This window comes from Fibrella musci (genome assembly GCF_041321105.1).
Taxonomy (GTDB): domain Bacteria; phylum Bacteroidota; class Bacteroidia; order Cytophagales; family Spirosomataceae; genus Fibrella; species Fibrella musci.
On sequence record NZ_JBGGWD010000005.1, the window covers coordinates 647,309 to 671,422 of the forward strand.

General features: G+C 54.1%; 22 protein-coding genes. 6 read left to right on the forward strand and 16 right to left on the reverse strand.

Annotation, left to right across the window (positions count from 1 at the left end; all coding sequences use genetic code 11):
• Positions 1-91: 91 nt before the first annotated feature.
• The 3 genes from ACAW74_RS19160 to ACAW74_RS19170 all read left to right on the forward strand — a co-directional run bounded on the left by ACAW74_RS19160 (position 92) and on the right by ACAW74_RS19170 (position 4,317).
• Positions 92-1,684, forward strand: a complete 1,593-nt coding sequence (locus ACAW74_RS19160; protein WP_370699831.1) for a hypothetical protein — start codon at positions 92-94, stop codon at positions 1,682-1,684.
• A 336-nt stretch (positions 1,685-2,020) separates the two neighbouring features.
• Positions 2,021-2,974: a hypothetical protein gene (locus tag ACAW74_RS19165; protein ID WP_370699832.1), complete on the forward strand. Its 954-nt coding sequence runs from the start codon at positions 2,021-2,023 to the stop codon at positions 2,972-2,974.
• Between the two features lie 401 nt (positions 2,975-3,375).
• Positions 3,376-4,317, forward strand: a complete 942-nt coding sequence (locus ACAW74_RS19170) for a hypothetical protein (RefSeq protein ID WP_370699833.1) — start codon at positions 3,376-3,378, stop codon at positions 4,315-4,317.
• Between the two features lie 75 nt (positions 4,318-4,392).
• On the opposite strand, the gene ACAW74_RS19175 is transcribed toward ACAW74_RS19170, so the two are convergent.
• Both ACAW74_RS19175 and ACAW74_RS19180 read right to left on the reverse strand, forming a co-directional pair.
• Entirely contained in the window at positions 4,393-4,671 is a 279-nt protein-coding gene (locus ACAW74_RS19175) for a FeoB-associated Cys-rich membrane protein (protein WP_370699834.1), read from the reverse strand.
• On the reverse strand, positions 4,586-5,125 hold the full coding sequence (locus tag ACAW74_RS19180; RefSeq protein ID WP_370699835.1) for a YfiT family bacillithiol transferase: 540 nt from the start codon (positions 5,123-5,125) through the stop codon (positions 4,586-4,588). The genes ACAW74_RS19175 and ACAW74_RS19180 overlap by 86 nt, the downstream gene beginning before the upstream one ends.
• 91 nt (positions 5,126-5,216) lie before the next feature.
• Between ACAW74_RS19180 and ytxJ the strand changes: the two genes are divergently transcribed.
• Complete coding sequence (gene ytxJ, locus ACAW74_RS19185; protein WP_370699836.1) at positions 5,217-5,546, forward strand: bacillithiol system redox-active protein YtxJ; 330 nt, start codon at positions 5,217-5,219, stop codon at positions 5,544-5,546.
• 94 nt (positions 5,547-5,640) lie between these two features.
• Here the strand turns inward: ytxJ and folB are convergent, their stop codons facing one another.
• The 3 genes from folB to ACAW74_RS19200 all read right to left on the reverse strand — a co-directional run bounded on the left by folB (position 5,641) and on the right by ACAW74_RS19200 (position 8,023).
• Positions 5,641-5,991 carry a dihydroneopterin aldolase gene (folB, locus tag ACAW74_RS19190; protein WP_370699837.1) on the reverse strand — a complete coding sequence of 117 codons (351 nt, stop codon included), beginning with the start codon at positions 5,989-5,991 and terminating at the stop codon, positions 5,641-5,643.
• 77 nt (positions 5,992-6,068) lie between these two features.
• Positions 6,069-7,028: a DivIVA domain-containing protein gene (locus tag ACAW74_RS19195; RefSeq protein WP_370699838.1), complete on the reverse strand. Its 960-nt coding sequence runs from the start codon at positions 7,026-7,028 to the stop codon at positions 6,069-6,071.
• Between the two features lie 83 nt (positions 7,029-7,111).
• Positions 7,112-8,023, reverse strand: a complete 912-nt coding sequence (locus ACAW74_RS19200; protein ID WP_370699839.1) for a WD40 repeat domain-containing protein — start codon at positions 8,021-8,023, stop codon at positions 7,112-7,114.
• Between the two features lie 129 nt (positions 8,024-8,152).
• On the opposite strand from ACAW74_RS19200, the gene ACAW74_RS19205 reads away from it, so the two are divergent.
• Both ACAW74_RS19205 and ACAW74_RS19210 read left to right on the forward strand, forming a co-directional pair.
• On the forward strand, positions 8,153-8,803 hold the full coding sequence (locus ACAW74_RS19205) for a 4'-phosphopantetheinyl transferase family protein (protein ID WP_370699840.1): 651 nt from the start codon (positions 8,153-8,155) through the stop codon (positions 8,801-8,803).
• A 119-nt stretch (positions 8,804-8,922) separates the two neighbouring features.
• A complete protein-coding gene (locus tag ACAW74_RS19210; protein ID WP_370699841.1) occupies positions 8,923-9,717 on the forward strand; it encodes an MBL fold metallo-hydrolase in 795 nt (264 codons plus the stop codon).
• Here the strand turns inward: ACAW74_RS19210 and ACAW74_RS19215 are convergent.
• The 11 genes from ACAW74_RS19215 to ACAW74_RS19265 form a co-directional block, all read right to left on the reverse strand.
• On the reverse strand, positions 9,690-12,230 hold the full coding sequence (locus ACAW74_RS19215; RefSeq protein ID WP_370699842.1) for a TonB-dependent receptor: 2,541 nt from the start codon (positions 12,228-12,230) through the stop codon (positions 9,690-9,692). The genes ACAW74_RS19210 and ACAW74_RS19215 overlap by 28 nt on opposite strands.
• Positions 12,231-12,363: 133 nt before the next feature.
• Positions 12,364-12,702 carry a winged helix-turn-helix domain-containing protein gene (locus ACAW74_RS19220; protein WP_370699843.1) on the reverse strand — a complete coding sequence of 113 codons (339 nt, stop codon included), beginning with the start codon at positions 12,700-12,702 and terminating at the stop codon, positions 12,364-12,366.
• A gap of 72 nt (positions 12,703-12,774) precedes the next feature.
• Positions 12,775-13,950 carry an ATP-binding protein gene (locus ACAW74_RS19225; protein WP_370699844.1) on the reverse strand — a complete coding sequence of 392 codons (1,176 nt, stop codon included), beginning with the start codon at positions 13,948-13,950 and terminating at the stop codon, positions 12,775-12,777.
• 19 nt (positions 13,951-13,969) lie between these two features.
• The gene (locus ACAW74_RS19230) at positions 13,970-14,776 is read right to left on the reverse strand and encodes an alpha/beta fold hydrolase (protein ID WP_370699845.1); all 807 of its coding nucleotides are present in this window, start codon (positions 14,774-14,776) and stop codon (positions 13,970-13,972) included.
• Between the two features lie 16 nt (positions 14,777-14,792).
• The gene (locus ACAW74_RS19235; RefSeq protein ID WP_370699846.1) at positions 14,793-15,203 is read right to left on the reverse strand and encodes a response regulator; all 411 of its coding nucleotides are present in this window, start codon (positions 15,201-15,203) and stop codon (positions 14,793-14,795) included.
• A gap of 137 nt (positions 15,204-15,340) precedes the next feature.
• A complete protein-coding gene (locus tag ACAW74_RS19240; protein WP_370699847.1) occupies positions 15,341-16,330 on the reverse strand; it encodes a glycosyltransferase family 9 protein in 990 nt (329 codons plus the stop codon).
• 95 nt (positions 16,331-16,425) lie between these two features.
• Positions 16,426-17,520: a DUF4249 domain-containing protein gene (locus ACAW74_RS19245; protein WP_370699848.1), complete on the reverse strand. Its 1,095-nt coding sequence runs from the start codon at positions 17,518-17,520 to the stop codon at positions 16,426-16,428.
• Between the two features lie 14 nt (positions 17,521-17,534).
• Positions 17,535-19,931 (reverse strand): TonB-dependent receptor, encoded by a 2,397-nt coding sequence (locus ACAW74_RS19250; protein WP_370699849.1) that lies wholly within the window; start codon positions 19,929-19,931, stop codon positions 17,535-17,537.
• A gap of 93 nt (positions 19,932-20,024) precedes the next feature.
• Positions 20,025-21,950 carry a tetratricopeptide repeat-containing sensor histidine kinase gene (locus ACAW74_RS19255; RefSeq protein WP_370699850.1) on the reverse strand — a complete coding sequence of 642 codons (1,926 nt, stop codon included), beginning with the start codon at positions 21,948-21,950 and terminating at the stop codon, positions 20,025-20,027.
• A 151-nt stretch (positions 21,951-22,101) separates the two neighbouring features.
• Entirely contained in the window at positions 22,102-22,860 is a 759-nt protein-coding gene (locus ACAW74_RS19260) for a phosphatase PAP2-related protein (RefSeq protein WP_370699851.1), read from the reverse strand.
• 57 nt (positions 22,861-22,917) lie between these two features.
• Complete coding sequence (locus ACAW74_RS19265; RefSeq protein WP_370699852.1) at positions 22,918-23,922, reverse strand: hypothetical protein; 1,005 nt, start codon at positions 23,920-23,922, stop codon at positions 22,918-22,920.
• Positions 23,923-24,114: the final 192 nt, after the last annotated feature.

A 24,114-nucleotide genomic window follows, 5' to 3' on the forward strand; every position in this document is an offset into this window, starting at 1 on the left:
TGGTTAAACCATCGAAGCCCGGCGTGTTCTAACCAACACACTGGCCTTAATTAACGCGCCGATATTCCGCTCACTTAGCTGACATACGCACATGAAACGCTTTTTAGCCGGCCTCTTGCTGGCGCTCCCTTCTACTACACTACTGGCTCAGGGCAATTTTGCCAATTATGCCGACGATGCCTATCGGTTCAGCGATTTCACCCAGTCGGGAACGGCTCGGTTTCGGGGAACGGGCGGTAATCAGGTAGCCCTCGGTGGCGATGCCAGCAACATTACGGGTAACCCGGCTGGCCTTGGTTTCTACAACCGTTCGGAGTTCAGCCTGAGCCCGTCGCTCAATTTCAATAGCACGACCAACCGCTTTCTCAACAATACCCGCACCGCCGACAAAACCAACGTCAACATTGGCAACCTGAGCCTGGTGTTTGCCGGTGAGCGGCCTCGCAGCAGCGAGTGGCGTCGGTCGTCGTTCGGGATTTCGTACTCGCAGAACAGTAACTTCAGTACGCTTGTCGACGCGCAGGGCACGAACCAGAACAACAATTCGACGTTCATCAACGAATACCTGATCGGGCTCAACTCGGGTGGTCCTCAGAGTGTACGGGAGCAGGCACTATCGCAGGATTTTACATGGGACAAGGTAAGTAGCGTTGCGACAGCACGCACGCCTGAAGCCGCCGCCTATGGCCTTTTCCTCATTAGCCCAACTTTTTACGGTGGGGAGACAACGCAGGAAAACGGCTCACCGTTCTTCATTGACCAGCCAAACGTAGTGCGGAATCAGCGACTGACGCAGACCCAAACAGGCGCTAACTCGCAGTGGACGTTCGCTTATGCCGGTAATCTACAGGATAAGCTTTATCTGGGCATTTCGGGGTCGATTGCCAGCCTGCGTTACGACATGCAGCAGACGCTACGCGAATCGCCCATTAATGGTGACTTTGACAACTACGGCCGCACCGACCAACTGACGGTTCGGGGAACGGGCTTCAACCTGACGGCGGGGGCCATTTATCGGCCCGTACAAAGCTTCCAGGTGGGTCTATCCGCCTCCACGCCGACCTTTTACCAGATGAAGGAGACATTCAGCCAGTCGTTGTTTGCCTTTGGTCGGTCGCAAACATTGCGGAATAAACTGAGTAACCTGTCTACGGTCAATGTTGACCCCAACGATTTTGAATATTCGCTGACCACGCCCTTCCGGGCATCGGGCGGGTTTACTTATTTTCTAGGTGGTGGCAAGATCGGTTTTATTACCGCCACGGCCGATTACGTAGCGTACCGGGGTATGCGCACCAGCACCGACTACGCCGATACCCAGACGAACGAAGATTTCACGGCTGATGTCCGGCAGGTGGTACAGGACACGTACCAGAACGTAGTGAACCTGCGGGCAGGGGCCGAAATCCGGGCCTCGATTCTGCGCCTTCGGGCAGGTATCGCCTATCTGCCATCGGCCTACCGCATCGACCTCGACCGCGTCAACAGTGCTGATCGGTCGCGTACGGTTTTCTCAGGCGGGGTTGGCGTACGGAACGATCGCTTCTTCGCCGACGTGTCGGGGTCATACTACACGACCAAACAGGGACTGTCGCCGTATTACCTGAACGACGCCGATACGCCTACAGTGGCCACCAGCAACGCCCGTACAAACGTTATGCTGTCGTTGGGACTCTTTTTCTAAACAATGTACTTTTGATACGTGAATAAGTCCGTGAAGTTTGTAGCAGAGAGGTATAGCTTTGGATAAGTCCAAGGGAATTCTATAACGCAACGCCTTTACAGACCAATGCACGGATCATTAAGACAGATACATAAAAAGCCTACAGCTAGCTGTAGGCTTTTTATGTATCTGTCTTAATACATTGCTTAGAATCCTAACTGGCATATTACTAGGCGCTAATAGCATAGTCAAATTATACTGCCGTTAAATAAAAGATTTTGTATACATACTTTTTTATATAAATAAATTAGTACATTTATATATGAGTCTAGTTTAACACTAATAAACAACTATAACATGAAGTCTATAAAATATTGTTTATATGTTCTGGCAACTGTACTTATTGCAGCTTGCAGTAGCCAATTGTCATCTATTTCTCCATCTACTTTAGTTGACACACCAGTTGAGTTAAGTTCCCAAAATGGAATACTAATTATAAAATCACGTAATGATTTTAATTCACTAATTTTAAAGAAATCTAAATCAGTTGACAATCCAACAACACAATTGGAAGAAAGTTACAACTACGTTAGTCTAAATACTTACCAAAAGAATCAATTCCGAAAAAATACAAATTTCAATACCAGTATAAATGATCCTACATCATATTTTTTAAATAAAGATGCATTAATTGTAATATCCGATACTCTTTACAAATTCGAAGATCAATTTTTATACGCTGCTCCCATAAAAGAATACAAATACTTGTCCAAGTATATACAAGATATTAAAGCCGTATCTCAAAATAATGTCAGTAAAACTTCCGAGATTCATTCTTTTAAGATAAACAAGACTACATTTAAGAATACTAGAGAGAGAGGTGTTACTGTAATTAGATCTAATGTTATAGAGTATCTTGCGGGAGGGGGATTTAGTAATAGACACTATTTAGAGATTACTTACACACTTGGAGAAGCCAATGGTTTTTCCTTTCTAAGCATATCGATAGACCCTTATGCATATATGCTAGATTGTCCTAATTGCATATATCATACATCATATCATAGTGGCACTGTCACTGCCAATGGATATATAGATTTCGTACACTACAAGTGGGCTCCAGGAGGCTCAAGTGAAATAAAGTACCCTCTGAACATAAGTATTAATGAGTCTATCCCAAATATAAGGACTTATATGCTGATTACAGTATCAGCAAGTAGTAGAGAGAGAAAATGGTATACAGGTAATGTAGTATATACATCTACTGACGCCGGAAACAAATCTTTTTATATTAACGACTTGATAAACTAAAGCAAAAGAACCTTTCAGACATGAACCATTTTCTTGAAATTTAGAACATATCGGGGAATTGATAAAGGCTGAGAGTCCTGTCAACTTTGTAGCGATCTAGCAGCAAGAACATGACCAAACAGTGAACTCCGCTGACCGGCCCAGAAAGCCTCGCGGGTAGAAACCGCTCAAGAGTTCGTACCAGTATCCAAGCGCTGGGTTGTCGAAAGGACGATCGCGTGGGCTAATTTCTTCCGACGGGTTGTCAAAGATTATGAACGCATCGTATCATCGTCGGTCAATTGGCTGCATCTAGCCAACATTCGGATCATGCTGCAACGGATTGGCCGTCAATGCCAAACATAATTTCCAAACACGCTCATAAACTCTAATCAAACAAAAAAAACTAAATTACCATGAAAATGTCGAAATCCCTTTCAATCATCTTTATTCTTATTTGCGTCATTTCATGCAAAGAGAACAATAACTCCATTATGCCTAGTGAGCCTTTTGAAGGTTTAACTTCTATATCAGGAGTACTTAAATTTCAATCTAGAGATCATTTCAATTCTTTTGTATTAAGCAAAAATTCTATCTCGAAAGAAGTCGTGAGCCAATTAGAAAACACGTTTCAATTTAAAACATACAATTCTTATCAAAGTGATCAGATAGCAAAGTCAACTCCTTTTTCGGCAAGATATTATGGAGCTTTCTCGTGTGCTATTAATAAAGATGGCATGGTAGTAATTGATGATACCCTCTATCAGTTCACCTCCAATGTTTTAAAAGCAACGCCTGTAGGTAAAAGCTCAAACATTATACCTAATGTTAAAAAGCTTAGTAATAATGAAACGGATAACATTACCACTTATGAGTTTAAAGAATTAAATGAGACAACGCTTGACAAAAGGGCGCGCGGAGGTGTTGGCACTTACACTTTGCAGTCTCCTATAATTGGCACAGGATATAATGACGAAAACAAGCATTATTACTCTGTAGACCTGATTGGTAAGGTAGCAAACAGCTTCTATACGATGGATTTGACAATACGTTCCCTTTGGATTAAAAAAGCGGCAGGTGTGGTTTATTATAATAATACGGCAACCGTACAAGGTAATCTAACTTTCCTGTATCATTACTGCCCAACCTCTTCTGGCCCTTGTATTGATACATATTACCCTGTGCCTGTCAATATAGGGCCATACGTGACTGCCACTGCTCCCGCCGCTTATGTAACTCACAACTTAATAGGTTATTCTGGAACTTCAAGAGGCGCGTTGACACACAGCTTCACAGGAAATATGAACTATAACGTCACTTTTACTGATGGCTTACAATTACCTCTCTCAGAGAATATTCAGTAGTTATTTTGCTTCTTCTGTATTTGTATTTTACATAGCTACTATTACCAGATTGAGATAAAGGGTCGGTACGCAAAACTATTTTTCAATTCTATGCACCGACCCTTTACTGCAACCGCAGCCTTTGCCGCAACCCGCCTGCCGGGTACTCAAGCTTCGATAGGCTCGCCAACCGAGATAGCCTAGGGCCACCAAAAACAGCAGAAAAATCAGTATCGTTTGCATACGCATGAGTGAAGCGGGCGTCCACCGCTCCTCTCTATGCAACGCCTTACAAGATCCAGCCGTTCCGTTGAGCCAGCCGCATGATGTGCTGGTAGTGGTGTTCGCCGTGCCAGGCATACACGGCCAGTACATCAGCCACGGTGTACACAGCCTGATTGCCGGGGTGGTAATAGGTACGTTGCAATTGTTCGTCGGTCAGGCTTTTCAGACACACTACCCACCGCCAATGCAGGTTGGTCAGCAGGCTTAGCGACGGTGCAATGGGCAAGGCCGAATCGGGCAGCTTAGCCCATTCGGCTTCCTCATAAGGGCTGATAGTCGGGCGTTCTTCGGTCAGGGCCAGCCGGGTACGTACATAAGCGTTGATGTGGCTATCGGCTACATGATGTACTACCTGCCGCACCGTCCAGCCACCGGGCCGGTAGGGTGTATTCAACTGCCCGTCGGATAGGTCAGTAACCAGGGCCGCCAGCTTTCGGGGGAATTTTTCGATGGTGGTTACGTAATCGGCGAGTTCACCGGGCGAATGCGTCAGGCCCGACGGCATTGGGCCAATCGGGTAACGTAGTAAATCGAGATCCTGCATAGAAAGGGGTTGTATTCGGATGGGGAAGAGCGTGCTCGTGAACTTTTCGGAATCCAGAAAAGCTTTACGAAGTACTACTGATGACGTACGTATGAACTGGAATAAATTAACCGCTGCTGCTCAACTTGATCAAATCAAAGCCGAATCGGCCGAGCAGCCCGTTCTGATCTTTAAGCATAGCACCACTTGTTCGATCAGCGCGATGGCCCTTAGCCGAATGGAGCGCAACTGGTCTGACAGCGCTGGTATTAAGCCCTACTACCTGGATTTGCTGGCCTACCGGCCCATCTCCAACCAGATTGCCGACACCTTCGGCGTTGACCATCAGTCGCCGCAGGTATTATTGATTCAGAACGGCGAGTGCGTATACGACGCTTCGCACATGAATATCTCCTTTCAACTCCTGCAACAGGCGGTGTAATTAATGAATAATGTACGATGTATAATGGACAATGGGCCTAAAGACGGCATAACAGCCATTGTTCATTATACATCGTACATTATTCATTCATCAACTACTCCTTCAAAGTGATACGCGCCCGGTGGCAAACGCCACCGATGGGCGGATTGAATTTTGAGACGCTGACTTCTACGCTTTCCACGCCGGGGAAGCGTTTTTTTATGTCGTTGATAAGGTTGTGTGCGATGTGTTCGAGCAGGCGGGCGGGGCGCTTCATCACAGCCGCCGTAATCTGGTAAAGCTCTTCGTAGTTGACGGTTGCCTTAAGGCGGTCCTGCTCAGCAGCCTCTGAAAAATCGGCGTAGACCAGAATATCCACCGCGTATTTGTTCCCGATCTTCTGCTCTTCGTCGTAGAACCCGTGGTAAGCGAAGAACTCCAGCCCTTCTAAAGCGATGACTCCCAAAATAAGTGCTGTCTGTGGGTTATCGGTTGCCGGTCCTGACGTGCGCGGCACCAGCAACCGATAACTCGCAAACGGATTTAGATTTGATCGAAGAACGAACCACCGCTTTTCTTTTCAGCCGATTCTGCCTGCTGCTGAACCGGCTGCTCGGGCTCTTCCCTGGGTTGCTCATACGTTGGCTCCTCGGTGTGCGACTGCGCCGAGGCTTCGGCACCGGCCACCGCCATGGGCTCGTCGGGTGAGTTCGGAGCGTTGGTTGCCTCGGGTAGGTCTGCCGGAACTTCCGCATCAGCGGGCAGATTATACACCGCCGGTTCAGCGGATTTCTCCTCGGCAGGGGCCTCGCTTTCAACGGTTTCGGCCGTATTCGCAACGGGCGTTTCCGGCTCAGGTTCGGTCGCGGCCTGTTGTTCGGCAACGGGTTCCTCAGGCGCTGTGAGCTGTGGCTCTGTTGGTTGCGACCCCGTTGTTTCGGATTCACCGACCAGTTCGTCAAACTTCTGCTTGGCCTGTTGCTTGGCAAACTTCTTCTCAAACCGGTCGACGCTTTCCATCGCGTTGGTAGCCAACGCCCGGATCTGCACCATGAGGTTGTCTTTATACCGCTCCATGGCCTTGAAATCCTGCTCCAGCGATTTCAGCTCGACCGAAAGCGTTTCGCGCACATAACGCGACTGATTTTCGGCGTCCTGAATCATAACCGCCGATTTTTTCTTGGCAGCGACCAGTTGCTCGTCGGCTTTCTGGCGGGCTTCGGCCATATATTGCTCGGCCTGCCGGTTGGCCTGCTCGGCAATGTGCGAACTGTTATCTTCAGCGTTTTTAAGGGTACGGAACAGCGTTAGTTCGATTTCCTTGAGCTTGTTCAACTCTTTTTCGGCCAGTTCGAGCTGCATTTTCAGCATCTTGCTCTCCCCTACCACGCGCTCCCACTCCTGGGATAGCGATGCCAGAAACGCATCGACTTCATCGACCCGATAACCGCGAAGGCTTTTCTCAAACGTATGCTGGCGGATTTCGATGGGTGTAATTTTCATGGGTGTCTGTGGTGCCAACCTGGGCATCTATGGTGGGAAATAACAACAAAATTCGGGGAAAGCATACGTTTCGGGGCAAATACTTAACCAACGACCTGCCACAACATGACTGTCCGGTCGTCGCTGGCGGTAACGAAGCGGGTTTCCGAGAGCCACAACACACGGTTTACCGACGTGCTGTGCCCGCCGTGACGCGCCCGATCGATCACTTTTCGGAGTTGGAGCGTATCGGCGTTCCACAACTTGATGGTCTTATCCATACTGACAGTCGCCAGCCAGTGTCCATCGGGGCTGTAAGCCATGTGGTTCAGAGCGTACAAATGCGCCACAATATCGTGGCTTGGCTGGTAACCTGCCTCGACCTCCCAGGCGCGCAAATGGGCATCGCGCCCACCCGCCAGCAACTGCCGGAAATCGGGCGAATACGCCACGGTAAACACCGAATTGGCGGGGCCGGTGAGTACCCGTTTCAGGTCGAACGTCAGCAGATCGAAGATCCGAATCTGGTTGTCGCTGTAGCCGACGGCCACTTCACGCTCGATAGGGTTGATGGCGATACAGCGCGCCGACTGGTCGGAGGCTTTCAGGTGCTTACGGATGGCCCGCGTGGGTACGTCGATCACGACCACCACGCCATCGCCCAGCGCCACAAAGGCCGTTTGCTGATACAGTTGAATAGCAAAGATGGGCCCCGTAGTCAGCTTAAGCGACCCAACCACCTGTTTACCGGCGGGATCGATAAACTGGATTCCTTCGTAGTTCTGCCCGACCCAGAGCAGGCCACTGGCCGGGTCGTGGGCCAGCGCATAGACCGACGCGGGTATGCGGGCCATCAACGTACCCAGATCGGGCCGGGTGGCATCCCAGTCGGCTACCTGCCCGTCGGCACCGGCCGAATAGAAGTGATCGGGTTGGGCGGCGTTGATGAGGGCAAAAACACTATCGCGATGGCCACCGAATGTATCGATGCGTTCGACCTGGACGTAACTAGGCATTCTTTATGGAGAGCAAGCCGTTTTGGCGAGCCAAAGTTCACCCATCAAAACGGGACTACCAATTTGCGCCGTAACCTTGGACGGTGGCCCCCGAAGGGTGAACTTTGACTTTTGAACGCCCAATTACCCATGCCGCTCCTCTCCACCGATACGCTTTCCCCCGACTGTCAACTAGTGCGCTGGCAAATCACCGAAGATGAACCGACGCTGGCCGGGCAGTTGGTACTGACGGCCGACGAACAGGCCGACCTGGACGGCATCACGCATCCGGGGCAGCGGGTCGAGTGGCTGGCGTGCCGGGTAGCGCTCAAAAGTCTCATCGAAGACGCCGGTTTCCCATACATGGGCCTTTATAAAGACGAGTGGGGCAAACCGCACCTGTATAGCAGCGTGCGGGGTACGTTCCTGCCCGGCCACGTATCGCTGTCCCATACGCCCGGCTGGGCGGTAGCGGCCTGGCACTTTGCCCGGCCCATCGGCGTGGATGTTGAACCCATCCGCGACCAGTTTACCCGCGTGGTGCCACGGGTACTTTCGGCCACCGAGATCGCCGATGCCAACGGCCAACCCGACCGACTGGCGGTATACTGGTGCGCCAAAGAGGCGATGTACAAATTGTATGGCAAACGGCAGCTCACCTTCCGCGAACACCTGCTGGTCGATTCGTTTGCCAGCGGCGCTACCCAGCTAACCGGCCACGTGCGCCTGCCCGACGCTTACACAGCCGTAACCATCCACTGCCAGCACGTGGAGCCGGGGCTGGTGGCCGTGGCCTATTAGTTGTTGGTCAGCGCGACCGATTCCACAGAGCAACGTATTACTTTCTGGGCATTTATTCCGTAGCCCAGGAACGGCTTCGCGGCTCAGGTACGTTCTGCTTATAACCGTAACCTTCCTCCATGTCTCTTTTTATTACCTCGCTCAATTCAGGCAGCAACGGCAACTGTTACTACATCGGCAACGATACCGAGGCGGTCCTGATCGATGCGGGTATCTCGTGCCGCGAAACCGAACGCCGGATGAAGCGGCTGGGCCTGCCGATGGAGCGGGTAAAGGCCATTTTTATTTCGCACGAACATAGCGACCACATCCGGGGGCTGCCGCAACTGGCCAAGCAGCATTACCTGCCGGTGTACATGACCCAGCAGACCTGGCAGCACGCCCGGCTTCCGCAGCCGCGCTACCCGGTTTACCCGTTGCGGGCCTACGACCCCATCTGCGTGGGTGAACTCTGCGTGACGGCCTTTCCCAAATGGCACGACGCCTCCGACCCGCACAGTTTCATTGTCACGCAGGGCGGGGTGCAGGTGGGTGTGTTTACCGACATCGGGGCGCCCTGCGAACACGTGGTGCGCCATTTCAGCCAGTGCCACGCGGCCTTCCTGGAAACCAACTACGACGAGGATATGCTGGCACTGGGCCGTTACCCCTATGTGCTGAAACGGCGCATCCAGAGCGACAAAGGCCACCTCTCGAACCTACAGGCACTAAACCTTTTCCGCGAACACCGGCCCGCCCACATGAGCCATTTACTGCTGGCTCACCTGTCGAAAGACAACAATTCGCCGCAGGTGGTTAGTGAATTGTTCAACGCCCATGCCGACGGGGTTCAGGTGGTGGTAGCTTCCCGTTACGCCGAAACGCCCGTTTTTGAAGTGGGCGCGTCTTACAGCCCCCAAATCAGTGTGGTATAGTAGAACCCGCCCACGCTGGGCCCGGCCACGAACGTCGTATACGGTCGATTAAACAGGTTCGTTGCTCCCAGTTTGGCCGTTACGCCCAACGCCGCCAGGCGGTAGGTAACCTGCGCATCGACGGTATGAAACGCCGGCACCAGGCCCGTTGCCAGCGACGATTGCCACAGGAAGGTGCTCTGGTATTTGTAGTTGACCGACAAACCCAAATTGGTCAGCAACTGACTGTTGGCCAGCCCGACGTTGGTGATCCATTTTGGCGTATTGAATGCCTCTTCCAGCCCATCGCCGCTATCCGTGCGGTCGAGTTGGGCGTAGGTGGCATTGCCCGATACGATCCACGACGTACCCAGCGCATAGCGCAGCCCCAGACTGGCGCCGTAGTTGCGCACCACCGTTTTGGAGTTAGTCCAGAGGCGATAGCGGTCTTGTTTGGTACGGTCGGCAAGCGCGTAGGGTATCGAGTCAGGTACGTTGGTGCGGGGTACGTTGGCCTCTACCTGCGCGATAAAATTGCGGTAGGTCGAATAATAGAAATCGGCGTCGATAAACAACCGCTGCCCCGCCACGAGCCCTTTGTAGCCCATCTCAAACGCCTTCACCTCTTCGGGTTTGATGTAGGTGTAAGTATTTGCTTTCAACAGCCCCTTGTTCTTTTCTATAGCCTGCTGTGTCGTCAGCTTGTTCACGTTCACGTCGGTGTTGATAGCCGCCTGAAAGGCATCGATCGACGTGCGGAAGTACGACGTCTCGAAGATCCCCTGCGCCAGCAGCGGCAACCCGCCCACGCGCTTCACCCCACCCGAATTGACGTTGGAAAACGCCTCGAACAGCGATGGAAAACGATAACCCGTCTGGTACGACGCCCGGATATTGTGCGCCGCCACGGGTGAATACACCACCGACACCCGCGGGTTGAGCCGGGTATTGAAATACGAATTCTTGTCGACGCGCAACGTACCTGTCAGTTTCAACCGATCGGCGAAGAAGGCACGCGTGGCCTGCACAAACCCGCCCGCTTTGGTGTAAATCAGGTTATGGCCGGGATCGGGCGGGTTGATGAAGTAATTGCCATCGGGGAAGACCACGTAGGTGCGGTAATCAAACCCGGCCAGCAAGTCGATGCCGGTCTGCTGTCGAAATCGCGTCCACAGCTTTTGGGTAGGCTCTACCTGCCCTTCCACGTGATACAACCACGACTGCACGCGCAACGCCGCGCCGATATCCCAGTTGTTAATGTCGCGCAGTCGGGCAATGGCCTCGGCAAAAGCGGGCGTTCCCGGCTGCGGGCGGCCCTGATCGGCGCGGGTACGGGCGGCCTGCAACGCATCGGTGACTAAAGCGCCCGCCGCCACGCTGCTGCGGAACTGCTGCGAAAAATCGGCAAACCAGGCATTGTCCGGCTTAAAGGACCGGTCGATGTTCTCGGCCATCGAACGCAGGTTATAACTCTGCCCGGTGTTCTCGCTCGTGCGGTAGGCCCGCAGCTGAACCGATGGCGACGTGAACGTAAGGCTATGCTGATCGAGCCGGTAATTCTCGAGCCGAAACCGATTGGTGCGCTGATACACGTTGTCGAGCCAGCTGCCCTGATACACGTAGGCCAGTTCGGTCGTGCGCGACGGTCGGTAGTGCAGCGCCACTGACCCCGCCAGATTACTGAGCCGGTAATCGGTGACCTCTTCTTCGTAATAGCCCGTGCGGGCCACCACATAGTTGCGGCCGTTGAGACTGAGTGTGCGCCGGTTAGCCGATTCGTTCCCGTAACTACTCACCGGGTCACGGGCAGGGTTATCGGCGCCCGTCAAGCCCAGCGAGGCGTTCAGACCGGGCGACAGATCGGTAGCGTCGCGGGCAATCCAGTCGTAGCCGCGCTGGTAGCTAAGGTTGATTTTGAACGCCCATGACGTACCCAGCAGGGCCGCATAACGCAAACTCGTTTCGCTGAACACCTGCGGCCGAATGTCCCCCTCGGCGACGTGATTAACGCCCGTTTTCTGACTGATGCTCAAGCCCGTCGATGTAAAGGGATTTTTGGTCAGCAGGTTGATCAGGCCATTCAGCGCATTCATGCCATACAGGGCCGAAGCGGCACCGGGTACCAGCTCGACCCGCTGAATGTCGAGATCCGACGGGGCCAATGCACCGGCAATGGGTGCTCCAATATGCGGGGCCTGATTGTCGCGTCCATCCACCAGTTGGACAAACCGCACGTTGGTCGGGTTGGCAAAGCCACGGGCATTGTACACCTTGAAACCCAGGCTCGGCGTCAGCAGTTGAACGCCCTTCAGGTTCTCAATGGCGTCGTAGTACGACGGTTGCGCCGACAGCCGGATGCTGCGCGAATCGAGCACATCAATACTCACCGGTGACCGCATCAGCCGCTCTGCCGTGCGCGAGGCCGACACAACGATCACCTCATTCAGCAGCACAGAATCAGGCCGGATGGGAGTCCGCGTTGGCAGGCTGTCGGGTGGGGTCAGCAGGGTGAGCAGGAGTAAACCGTTGAGCATAGCAGAAGCGTTATTTCCAAAGAAATATAACGCTCATCGTTTTTACTAATCGCCCCCCCGTTTTTTATAAAGTGGGCTTGCTCAAGCAGCGTTACATCAGGATCTTTTTTATGCCTGCGGTACTAGTTTAAGCTTATAAAACAGGCAGCTGGGCCGCTTCCTGTTCCAGAAAATCACGAAACCGCTGGTGCAGCGCTTTGTAATGGGCCAGGTACGTTAGCCCCGTTGGAGTGACCACCGCTCCCCCACCGTGGGTACCTCCCGTTTGGGTGTCGACGAGGGGTTGCGTGGCTTGCCGGTTCATCGAGTTCACCAGTTCCCAGGCTCGCTTATACGACATGCTCATCGCTTTGGCAGCCTGATTAATCGAGCCGGTTCGCTGAATATGTTCGAGCAACTCGATCCGGCCAATACCCATAAAGCGCTCATCGTCGGTTTCCAGCCAGATCCGGCCATTCACGTGTAGAGACATAAACGAGGCGAGTTAGCGGCCCTGAAGCCAATGTGACGTAGGCCCGCGAGGTGGCCGTTATCAGGGCCAAAACTACGCAATGGGCAGGAATACCGTGACTTTTGTTCCGCCACCCACCGTTGATTCAGCGGAAATCTGCCCCCCGTGCCGTTCAACAATCTTTCGGGCCATTGCCAGGCCAAGGCCGATACCGGGCGTATTGCTCTGTAGTTTTTTTAGCAGTTGGAATACCGCTTCGCGTTGTTCGCTGGCGAAACCGATCCCGTTGTCGCTCAGTACGATCCGGGCAAAATCCACGTAGTTGTATTTGTTGGGTAAATGGCGAAAGCTATTGCGGCTAACCACGGAGCCACTCACCTGCACCAGCAGCGGTACGTTGGTGCGCCGAAACTTTACCGCGTTATCGATCAGGTGCCGAAACAGCATCGTAATCTCAACTTCATTTCCCAGAATCGATGGCAGCGGCTTTAGCTCGAAAGTGGCCGTAGGACTGGCATACTCCGTGTAAACCGTTGACAGTAAATCGTTTAAATTAATGGGCGAGATATTGTCGATATCGTTGGGCAGCGTGAAATAAAGCTGCAATTCATGGATCAGCGCCCGGAGCCGATAGCTGGCTTTTTCGAGGGCTTTCAACGCCGTCTGCGTCATGTGGGGCAGGCTTCCGCTCGCCTCATTTCGCAGCATATCGGTAAATACCGAGATCTTCCGCAGCGGTTCCTGAAGGTCGTGGGAGATAATTTTACCAAACTGTTCCAGCTCGTCGTTGCGCTGCCGGAGCTGCCCCACCTGCCGGTCTAATTCGACCTGTTGCTGTTGCAGGGCCTCTTGTACGCCAAGCAGTCGTTCGTTGCGTAACAGTTCGTTTTCGGCGGCCTGTTTTGCCGCCAACAGCTCCTGCTCATACTGCCGCCGCTGAAAGACGGGCATAAAGGTGAACACGTAACGTACCTGATCGGCGTCCTGCTGCCGGATGGCGTTGAGCAGCACCGGCACCTGCTCGCGTTGGCGGGTTTGCAGCGTCAGGTAGAGTTCGTTGCCCTGCCCGTTCAGGTTCACCAACGGATAAATGTGCGTTTGTAGATAGACCCGGCTCGGCATGGTCAACAACGTATCGAGGCGTTTACCCACCAGTTCGTCGGCCTCGTAACGCAGCAGATTGCTCACATATGGGTTCACCGACTCGATATGCAGGTCGTTCGTCAGCACCAATACGCCGCAAGGCAGAGACGATGGGCTAACTGGCATACGGAGAGAAGAACAAAGGTTAATGGCTGATGGTCAGGTAATCGCGGATGGCGTCGATGGTTAGCTGGGGAGCGCTCAGGTGTGGGCAATGCCCCATCACCGGTATAATGCGCAATGTGCTGTGAGGCATGTGGCTGACCAGGTAATTTCCCACCTCGACCGGTGCAATTACGTCGTCCTGCGCCTGAATGATCAGAGCCGGGACCGGCATATTGGGCAGGTCGCGCCGGTTATCGCCCAGAAAAGTCACGCGGGCAAATTGCCGGGCGACCTCGAGGTCGGTCTTACAGAAGCTCGTGGTCAGTTCCTGACTCAGTTGCGGCCGGTCGGCATTACTCATAATTACCGGGGCCATGGCCGACGCCCAGCCGGGAAAATTGCCATCCATTGTTTCGAGTAGTCCGTCGATATCGTCCCGTTCAAAGCCGCCGAAATAGCCATCGTCGTTGAGATACCGGGACGACGGGGCCACCATAATGAGGCGTTCGAACCGATCGGGCTCCTGGATGCAGGCCAGCAACCCAATCATGCTGCTTACCGAATGCCCGACCAGAATCACCTGGCGCAGATCGAGGGCACGGCAGATGTCGAGGATGTCCTGCGCGTAGCCGTGCAGACTGGCATACCGCTCGGGGTTGTAGGCTTCCAGTGAAGCGTCGCCATGACCCAGGTAATCAAAACAGATTACGCGATGGGTTGGCTCGAACGCGGGGGTTACATAACGCCACATGTGCTGATCGCAGCCAAATCCGTGCGCAAACAGCATGGGCTGGGCGCCCTGCCCCCTGATAGTCACATTGTGCTGTCGGAGAATGTCTGCAATCATTGGAGACGGCGGAGCGTTAATCGACCTGTTTGCTTAACCAATGACGTACCAACTGCTGACACAGCTGCGTAAGGGCATCAAACTGATCTGGTTTCGAATAAAAATCACTCGCGCCCAGACTCTGCGACCGGCTTTTGTCGGCCGGATTGGTCGACGTGGTTAATACCACAATGGGCAATTGATTATAGCGCTCATCCGAGCGCATGGCTTCGAGTACCTGAAAGCCACCTGTGCGGGTCATGTTCAGGTCGAGCATGATCAGGCTGGGCAACTCGGGCGACGATAGCAATTGGGCCAGTACTTCGTCTCCGTCCTGCAAAGCCTTTATGGCCAGATCTGGTGCCGCCCGATAAAAAGCGGCCCGTATCAGCTGCAGGTCGTCTTCATCGTCATCGACCAACCAGATGGATGGTGTCTCGTCTGCCATGTTTACTTATCAGCTTTTTACTAAGTATCTACTCAGTAAATATACGTTTTTTTGGCCGTAACTCACCGATATTACCGGCAGGTCTCCGCCAGAAACAAGCGTAATGTCTTGTTTCAGCAGCCTAATTTACTGCACGGTTACGAATGGGGCTTATGCCCGGAGGGCTCCTTCAATACGAAGTCGAATGAAATATCATTCATGCAGCGAAAGTGCCCCAACGGGCATTTGTCATACCCGATTTTTGAGCAGGGACGGCATTTGAGCGCCGTGTTTTCCAGCGCCACGTAGGGCGTCTGGTAGGGATACATGCCAAAGGCGGGTGTGGTGTTGCCCCAGATCGAATACACTTTCTTTTTGAGTGCTGCGGCCATGTGCATCAGCCCCGTATCATGGCTGAACACAACCTGCGCCTGTTGCAGCAACGAGGCCGACTGATTGAGGTTGTAACGCCCGCAGGCGTTGTAGATGATATCGGAGCCCAGCACGTCGGCAACGGTATCACCCGCCGCCTGATCTTCCCGCCCGCCGAGCAGCACAATGGGCCGGTTGATCTTCCGGCAAAGCTCGATCATCCGGTCAACAGGTAGTTTTTTGGTGGCGTGCTGCCCCCCAATCGCGTAGGCAACGTACCCAGCCTGATGCAACGTTGGCAGCCACTCGCGCTCGACCTGATCTTTGTAGGGAATAAAATAATCGAGTCCGGCGCCGTCGTTGAGCACCCCGAACGACGCCGTAGTCGCCATGTACCGATCGACGATGTGCAGGTTGGGTAGCTTATTTACTTTGAATCGGACCAGCAGCCATTTCTCCCAGTTCAGTTTCTCAAACGAATAGGCCTTAACGCCCAGTTGTAGCTTAATCAGCCGGGTACGTAGGTTGTTGTGCAAGTCGATGACGTAGTCGAACCGTTCGGCCCGGAGCGCGCGCACCAGTGTTGGCAACGAGCCATCGTAGTAATGAGCTTTGTCGACATACGGGTTATGCTCGAGCAGCGTAGCGAAGGCGCGCTTGGTAGCAAAATGCACTTCGGCTCCCGGCACCTGCTGTTTCAGGCAACGAACAACGGGCGTCGTAAGCACAATGTCGCCAATCGACGAGAACCGAAGAATGAGAAACTTGGTGGCCATGCCGCAAAAGTAGTTTGGAGTTTGGAGTTTGGTAGTTAATGGGCACACATAGACTGACTGAAAACTGCAAACTCCAAACTTCTAAACCCTCAAACTCACAAATCCCACCAACGGGGCTGGATGCGGGTCCGGTAGTCGCTTTCGACGCATTCTGCGCAAGGCGGTGGGGGCGGGCTCGGGGGCAGTGGCGGACGGATAATCAGATTGGGCGTGCCATCGCCTTTTGTCCGGTCGACCCGATACGGCACTTTCTGCGCGCCAGAGGCGCTGAAGTAGCCAAATACAGTTTCGCCGGGATCCGACACTGAAACCATATTACCCCGCAGACTAGAAGGCGCTGCATCGAAAATGCCGCCGTTGTTCTGCGTTAGGTTTTCGATTGATTTGTAATACACATACGCATCCCGTGAAATTGACAACTGTTCAATTTCCAGGTAATAGCTCGTCAGCGACGAGTAGGGCGCACGCATGATCAACTGCCCGCTGATTGCCTTGCCGTTGATCGCCTCGTCGGAGATGGCATTGTTGCAGTTGGCCCCCGTGCACCGGATGATATCCCAGCACTTCTGGCAGCAGCTGTAGCTATTCTCGACCGCCGTACTGCCCACCAGCCGGGAACGAACTTCACAGAAATCCAGAAACTCATAGTGTGTCCAGACCCAGCGGTAGTAATCGCCGGTAGTAGCCGGGTCCTTCGTGTCCAGATAGACATCGAAGCCTTTATCGAAGGTGGCCGTTCCGGCTACGTTCTTTTGGGTATAAGTTGCATAGATGTTGTCGATCGCCGGAACGGGGCGAATCGTTTCGGGCTGCGATTCGTAGCGGCGGCCGTCGGGCAGGATCACGGTGAGTTTGTAGGTACGTCCTGTCTGACCTTTAAACGTTGAAGGCGTGCGGTAGATGCCCCGCCCCAGATCGCTGAACGACTGCCGGTTGCCCTGATCGTCGGTGACGTAAACGGTGGCACCGGAAACAATGAAGTTAACCGCGGTATTGGTATAATCAGCCGTGTAAGTAAGCGTGACCTGATGCGGCCCCAGCTGATCGGTGATGTAGCCATCAACGATCAGCGATCGGTTGGGCAACGATTTGGTTTCAGGCTGATAGGGCGTCACGCATGACATCACCAGTACGTAAAGCAGCAGGTGGGCCAGGGCGCGTGTAGCCTGTTTGAGTTGAACGGTAAGCATGAGTCAGGGCGTCGTTAAAAGCGGACGTTGTAGGTAAGCGACGGAAACGCCGTGCCGAAAATGGATAGTTTAAACGCGTCGCTGTCCTGGCGCGGGTCGAAGCGGTAGAAAACGGAATACGCGTTTTTGTGGGCGTAAACGTTGTAGATCGAGAAATTCCAGCTTTGCTGCACCTTGCGTTTTTTGGCGGGGTCCTGCTCAAACAGCATCGAGAAATCGAGCCGGTGGTAATCGGGAATACGCTCCTGATTCCGGTTGACGTAGATCGGCACAATGGTGTTGTTCAAGCGGGCGCGGGCATAAGGCTGCGTAATGGGGCGGCCGGTGCTGTACGTGAAGTTGAGCGACAGGCTAAACCGCAGGCTGGGCCGGTAGGTGGTGGTGGCGTTCAGCGTGTGCGGTTTGTCGAAATTGGCGGGGTATGCCTGCCCGCTGTTGACCCGCTCATCGGCAAAACGGCTATCGATCGTCAGCAGCGTGCGGGCGTAGGTGTAGCTGACCCAGCCTGTCCAGGCGCCCTTGTTTTTCTTCGCCAGCAGTTCGAGGCCGTAGGCGTGCCCCTTACCCTGCAACACGTCGGTTTCGGGCAAGGCGTTGCGTTGCAGGTTGGCCCCGTCGCGGTAATCGATGGCGTTGGTCAGGGTTTTGTAATACACCTCGGCCGAGGCTTCGTATTCATTCTGTTTACCATTCATGAAATACCCCACCGACCACTGATCGGCAATCTGCGGCTTGATGTTCGCGTTGCTCAACACCCAGCGCGACGAAGGCAGCGCGGCCGTGGTATTAGACACCAGTTGAATGTACTGCCGCATCCGGTTGTAACCCGCTTTGATGGACCGCCCTTCGCCCACCGTCATCCGCACTGCCAGGCGGGGTTCCAGCCCGCCGTTGGTGTTGTAGATCGATCCAGCATCGGCGTTGGTCGTACTGAGGGCCGTACCGGGCAAACGAGGCAACTCCGTTCCATAGGTACGTACCTGAGCGGGGCCGGCATTCAACAGCATCGAGTACCGCAGCCCCCCCACGATCGACGTGGCTTCCGAGATTTTCCATTCATCCTGCACGTAGGCCGCCAGTTCGTAGGCGCGTTCGGTTGGCAACGCGAAGGGCAGCACGTTGGAGAAAGGGCCGGGCGTGAGGCGGTTGGGCTGTATATAGTAATCGATGGCACTCAACCCCGCCTGCGCCGAGTGCCGGTCGTTGATCATCACCGACAGATCGCTTTTGATCTGTTTATGCAGCACTTCGGCCACCAGACTAAACTGATTGGCCGAATCGGCCGACGACGTCTCGGTGCGGTATTGGCTCCAGATAGCCGTTGTGTTAAGGTTGATGCGGCTGTTGATGAAGAAATTCCAGCGCACCGTGCCGGCCATACTCCGGTAGTCGAACTGCGTCGATGAGGCGTTGATCTCCTGACCCGACAGTGAGTCGCCCGGCAGTTTGAAAATGTCGCGGCCCAAATAGCCGGTGCTGGTGAGCGTATGTTTTTCGGAAGGCTGCCACTTCAGCTTGGTCGTGACGTCGTAAAAATTGGCGCGGGTACCGCTCAGGTTAGCGGGGCCAAGCGCAAACAGGAAATCGTTGAACGACAGGCGGGTAGCCACCAGCACGGTCAGCTTTTTCTTGACAATGGGTCCTTCAAACCCCGCCCGGCTCGACACCAGCCCGATGCCTCCGTAGGCCGACCAACGTTCGGTTTCGGGTTCTTTCACCTTAATATCGAGCACCGCCGACGCCCGCCCCCCAAAGGCCGGGGCAATGCCACCACGGTGCAGCGTCAGGTCGCGCACAATGTCGGGGTTGAAGACCGAGAAGAACCCCAGCAGGTGGCTGGTGTTGAAGAGGGGCGCATCGTCGAGAAGCACGAGGTTCTGGTCGATGCTTCCGCCGCGCACGTTAATGCCGGTGGCCCCCTCCCCTACCGTCGTAACGCCCGGCAGCAGCAGCAAACTCCTGACCACGTCGACCTCGCCCATAAACGCCGGAATGCGCCGGATGTTCTTGATGCTCAACTGCGTAACACCCAGCTCCACTTTACGCACATTTTTATCCGGAGCTTCGGTTTGGACCACCACTTCTTCCAGGTACTTCGTGTCGTCGGCCAGTTCGATGTTCAGCATCGTCAGCTTGTCGAGCGTGATGGTCAGGGTTTGTGCCATAAACCCTACGTGTGATATTCTGACGGGGTAGACCCCGGCTTCGAGCGGGATCACAAAGTAGCCGTCTTTGCCCGACGTGGTGCCCACCCGAGTGCTCTGCACAAAAATGGTAGCCCCGGCGACGGGCGCGTTCGTACCTGCCTGCCGAACGTACCCAGTGAGGGAATAGACGGGTTTCGATTGCCCGTAGGCCCCTAAGGCTACTGCCCAGAAAGACAGAAGCAAAAACGTAGAAAAACGACTCATTCAGCTAGGTTCAGGCGTATATCAGGAAAAGCCTTTAAGCTAGCTCATTTCACTATAAAACGATAAAATAGTAGAAAAGAAGGGTCATTAAATCTACTGATCGACAACTAATTCCAACTTGGTGCCGCTTCCTGCCGCTGACTGCACGGTAAGCAATCCACCCATGGCCGAGGCCCGGTCGCGCATGCTTTGCTGCCCGGTGCGCAGGCTGGTCTGGTTCACGTCGAAGCCGCGTCCGTTGTCTTCGATCACGACTTTGAGTTGCTTGTTCTGATGTTCAAAGCGCATCGTCGCCTGCGTTGCTTCCGAGTATTTGACCAGGTTGTTGATCGCCTCTTTGGCCACCAGGTACAAATTCCGGCGTACGTCCATTGAAATCGGCAGATGTTCCAACTCCGCGTCGTCGATGAGCGAAAAGGCAATGTTTTTCGACTCCATCAGGGGCTGTGCGTATTCTTTCAGCCGCAGGGCCACCCGTTGCAGTGAGTCGTTGCCGGGGTTTATGGTCCAGATAATCTCGTCGATCGCGTCCAGAATCTGCCGGGCATCGGTATTGATTTTCTGGATGGCCCGTTCCGCCGATTCGGGGCGTTTCTGCGCGATCAGGTCGTTGACCATACCACTCAGCAACGAGATACTACTGAGGGTGCTACCGACCTCGTCGTGCAGGTCGTGGGCAATCTGTTTCCGAATCTGCTGCGCCTCCTGTAACCGACGTACCCGGGCGCGGTTAAGCAGCCAGGCCGTGACGGCCGCACCCAGCAACACCAGCAACCCGCCACCGGCCAGCAGTGCGTTTCGCTGCCAACGGGTCCGGTCGGCTTCCTGTTGCTGAAGTTTACGCTCATTCTGCAACAGGCGAATCTGTGTTTCCCGCTTGTCGGCTTCGTATCTGGCCAGCAGGCGCTGTACTTCGGCGTTGGTACGCACGGCCGTTGTCGAGTCGGTCAGTTTGTTGTTTTGGAGCTGCACCACATAGGCCTGCTGGTACTTGTTCTGCTCGGCAAACAGATCGGCCAGCGCCTGCGTGTAGCGTTTCAGATCGTCTTTGTACTGGTTCTTCTCGGCCAGCGCAATGGCCTTTTTCAGGTACGTTTCGGCATTCGGGTAGTCTTGCTGTGCCTGATAGAGCTGCCCGATCGTCCCGTATGCCGTACTGATTCCCAACTCATTGTTTTGTTTCTGCGCAATTACCAGAGCGCGGCGGGCAGCGGGCATTGCCTCGGCGGGGCGATTCAGCAGCCGCAGGGCGTTGGCGATGCCATCCAGAACGTCGGCCTGAAGCAATTCAAACTGAAGCCGCTCGGCCAGTTGCATTGACTGCCGGAAGTGGGCCAGGGCCTCTTGCGGCTGTTTCAAGGCCAGATAAAAATCGCCACTTTGATTTTCGAAGATGGCAATGCCGCGTTCGTCGCCAAGTTCCCGGAAAATAACCCCAGCCTGCTGGTAGTACGGAATGGCCTGCTGTGGCCGACCGAGGCGCACCAGGGCTTCCCCGATCAACCGATGTGGCAGCGGGGCGCGGGGTTTGAGTTGATACTGTTCCTGGTATCTGATGGCCTGCGTAGCCAGTTGAATGACCTGTTCGTTGTGCTGGAGTTTATCGTGGCCGACAATCAGGTTGCACATGGCGCCGTAAACCACCTGGCGAGGCAGGTTATGCTGTTCGGCCGTTTCCAGCGTTTTCTGGAAAAACACCATCGCCTGCTCATAGTCGGCTTTCAGCAGATAGATGGCGGCGCGGTTTCGGTGAGACGCCACTACTTTAGTCCAATTGCCTGCCTTAGTAGCCACCTCCCCCATCTGCCGACTGAGCGAATCGGCACGCGGGTAGTCGGCTTTTTTGTAGATCAGTTCAATCGCCGCCTTATCCATCACCTTCACGTAGGCCGTATCGGTAGCAGGGTGCGTTTTCAGGTACGTCATCAGCGAATCGAGCGTCCGCGACGACTGAGCGGTAGCCATCGGGCCAACACCCAGCAAACCCAGTATAAGTAGCCAGTAACGTGTCTTCATCATCCATCGACAAATTCGGCCACTAGATACTAATCAATGCATACTCATTGCAAAACAAGTTAACCATCGGTTTATAAAATGCAGCATATCACATACTTATACGTATGAAATGCGCCACATTGGATCACCTTGACCGTGCTGCTAATCGTGTAAGCTAGCTGAGTGCGTTGCGGGTGATACGCTGGGCGAGCCAATAGGTGGCATAGGCGAAGAAGGGGGCCGCTACTACATCGGCCGTATAGTGCACCCGCTGAATGAGTACACCACACCCCACAATGAACGTACCCACGAAGACAAGCCACCGGTCGAGTGGGCGTATGAGGCAGAACGCCATCAGGCAGATACTGGCCGTATGCCCCGAGAAAAAGAGGTCTTTGGTGATGAATTTAGCCCCGTAGAAATAGTTGCTGAGCGGGTCGCGCAGTTCGATCAGGCCAACGGGTGGTTCGAGGGGCGTGAGACCGATGCTGATGATCCGGGTGATGAACAGCAGCGCATAGCTCCAGATAAAGTTCAGGTAGATCATCGGATGGCGCTGCACCCGGTAAATCAGCAGCAGCGCCGCCCCCCACAAGCTGATAAAGACGAGTAACGAGACATCGCGGGCGGGAATCATCCGCAGCACCACATCGTCGAGCAAGATACCGTGCCGGGCCTCGATGCGCCCCAGATACCACGGCCAGATCGACAGCAGAAACGCGCACAGGAGCAGGCCTCCAATAGCCAGTCGGCGAAAACGGGTGTGCTTCCAGGCGTCGCGCCAACGGGGCGATTCGGTCTCCTCGACCAATGTCTTTTTCAGGCTCTCACTCATATCGGGCCGCAAAGATACGGGAAGTTGCCAGTCAGTGGGTTGTCGCTCGGTTTGGGACGGTTGTCTGGCAATGGCTTTGCGCTCTGTAGCCTCTAACACGAAAACGCCCGAAGGCGTTAACCTACGGGCGCTCTAATTAGGCACTATCTGTTTCGATTACCGACGGGCTTTGCGCTTCAGTTGCTGTTGCAACGCCTTAATCTGCTTTTGCTGATTGATCAGGTGCAGGGTCAGTTCTTCGTTTTTCTGCACGAGGGTCGTTAGCAGTTTGGTCAGCTCCATACCCTGCGCGCTCATGTCGGCGGCCGCAGGCAGACCGGGCAGGTGCCCATGCTGGCGAATGTACTGCTCCACCTCGGCCAGGGGTTGCAACGCATAACCCGGTTCAAATACGTAATCGGCCCATTCGCTGGCGGCTTTCGTACGCACCACCAATTGGTTCGTTGTCAGTTTATTAGCCAACACCACGTCGCCTTTTTCGGATACCGTCAGGAAGTTCTGCGCTACATCTTTCTGCGCTGGCGAATTGGCCGTCAGGTTTGTAAAGCGAAGGCCGCTCTGGTTGTCGGCGCGGGCCGTCAGTTCGAGCAGGCTTTGCGGGGCCGAGTTGCCAATGCCCACGTTTACGTTGTTGCCCAGGATCAGCGCGTTGCTTGTCAGCACCCGGGCGTTGGCCCCGATAGCCGTAGCGTTACTCAGGCCTTTTACACCGCCCGACGTATTGTAACCGAGGTAGGTGTTTTGCTCGCCGTCGAACGCGCCCACGCCCGAGCCAATGCCTGTGTTGCCGCGCCCCCGTTGCAGCCCCTGCCCGGCGTTATAGCCCATAAACACGTTATCGCTCCCGTCGGTGTTGTTCTTGCCCGACTCGAAGCCCACGAAGGTGTTGTTTGATCCGCTCGTGTTCGGGAAACCCGCTCTCAGACCCAGAAAGGTATTGCGCGACCCCGAGGTGTTGGCCTGCCCGGCCTGAGCGCCCAAAAAAGTATTGGCAGTTGAGCCGTTGGCTAGCGTAGTGCTTTGCCCGACGAACAGGTTGTTAGTGCCATTATCGGCGCTGATAGCCACGGGGGTATTATCTGGCACAACGATCTGGCTTTGGGCCAACGCAGCCGTTGTGGGTAGCACGCCGAAAAGGAGAAGAGTAGCTGTTAATTTCATAGCTATTTTTTCAGGAACATCCGTTTGATGCAATGTACACGGTTTTGGCAACAATTACCTCGCCGATATATCAAGCGTGAAGGCGATTTGTCATTCTTTTTCGCAAAAAAAGTTGACACCCTCCCACGCCAGCCTGACCGTTCCCTCTGATTTCATGATTTTTTCACAGAACGCTCGAACAAAATTACATGT

Coding starts and splice junctions, on each gene's coding strand:
- ACAW74_RS19160 (WP_370699831.1), top strand. CDS start 92: ATGAAACGCTTTTTAGCCGGCCTCTTGCTGGCGCTCCCTTCTACTACA.
- ACAW74_RS19165 (WP_370699832.1), top strand. CDS start 2,021: ATGAAGTCTATAAAATATTGTTTATATGTTCTGGCAACTGTACTTATT.
- ACAW74_RS19170 (WP_370699833.1), top strand. CDS start 3,376: ATGTCGAAATCCCTTTCAATCATCTTTATTCTTATTTGCGTCATTTCA.
- ACAW74_RS19175 (WP_370699834.1), bottom strand. CDS start 4,671: ATGTACTGGCCGTGTATGCCTGGCACGGCGAACACCACTACCAGCACA.
- ACAW74_RS19180 (WP_370699835.1), bottom strand. CDS start 5,125: ATGCAGGATCTCGATTTACTACGTTACCCGATTGGCCCAATGCCGTCG.
- ytxJ (WP_370699836.1), top strand. CDS start 5,217: ATGAACTGGAATAAATTAACCGCTGCTGCTCAACTTGATCAAATCAAA.
- ACAW74_RS19195 (WP_370699838.1), bottom strand. CDS start 7,028: ATGAAAATTACACCCATCGAAATCCGCCAGCATACGTTTGAGAAAAGC.
- ACAW74_RS19200 (WP_370699839.1), bottom strand. CDS start 8,023: ATGCCTAGTTACGTCCAGGTCGAACGCATCGATACATTCGGTGGCCAT.
- ACAW74_RS19205 (WP_370699840.1), top strand. CDS start 8,153: ATGCCGCTCCTCTCCACCGATACGCTTTCCCCCGACTGTCAACTAGTG.
- ACAW74_RS19210 (WP_370699841.1), top strand. CDS start 8,923: ATGTCTCTTTTTATTACCTCGCTCAATTCAGGCAGCAACGGCAACTGT.
- ACAW74_RS19215 (WP_370699842.1), bottom strand. CDS start 12,230: ATGCTCAACGGTTTACTCCTGCTCACCCTGCTGACCCCACCCGACAGC.
- ACAW74_RS19220 (WP_370699843.1), bottom strand. CDS start 12,702: ATGTCTCTACACGTGAATGGCCGGATCTGGCTGGAAACCGACGATGAG.
- ACAW74_RS19225 (WP_370699844.1), bottom strand. CDS start 13,950: ATGCCAGTTAGCCCATCGTCTCTGCCTTGCGGCGTATTGGTGCTGACG.
- ACAW74_RS19230 (WP_370699845.1), bottom strand. CDS start 14,776: ATGATTGCAGACATTCTCCGACAGCACAATGTGACTATCAGGGGGCAG.
- ACAW74_RS19235 (WP_370699846.1), bottom strand. CDS start 15,203: ATGGCAGACGAGACACCATCCATCTGGTTGGTCGATGACGATGAAGAC.
- ACAW74_RS19240 (WP_370699847.1), bottom strand. CDS start 16,330: ATGGCCACCAAGTTTCTCATTCTTCGGTTCTCGTCGATTGGCGACATT.
- ACAW74_RS19245 (WP_370699848.1), bottom strand. CDS start 17,520: ATGCTTACCGTTCAACTCAAACAGGCTACACGCGCCCTGGCCCACCTG.
- ACAW74_RS19250 (WP_370699849.1), bottom strand. CDS start 19,931: ATGAGTCGTTTTTCTACGTTTTTGCTTCTGTCTTTCTGGGCAGTAGCC.
- ACAW74_RS19255 (WP_370699850.1), bottom strand. CDS start 21,950: ATGATGAAGACACGTTACTGGCTACTTATACTGGGTTTGCTGGGTGTT.
- ACAW74_RS19265 (WP_370699852.1), bottom strand. CDS start 23,922: ATGAAATTAACAGCTACTCTTCTCCTTTTCGGCGTGCTACCCACAACG.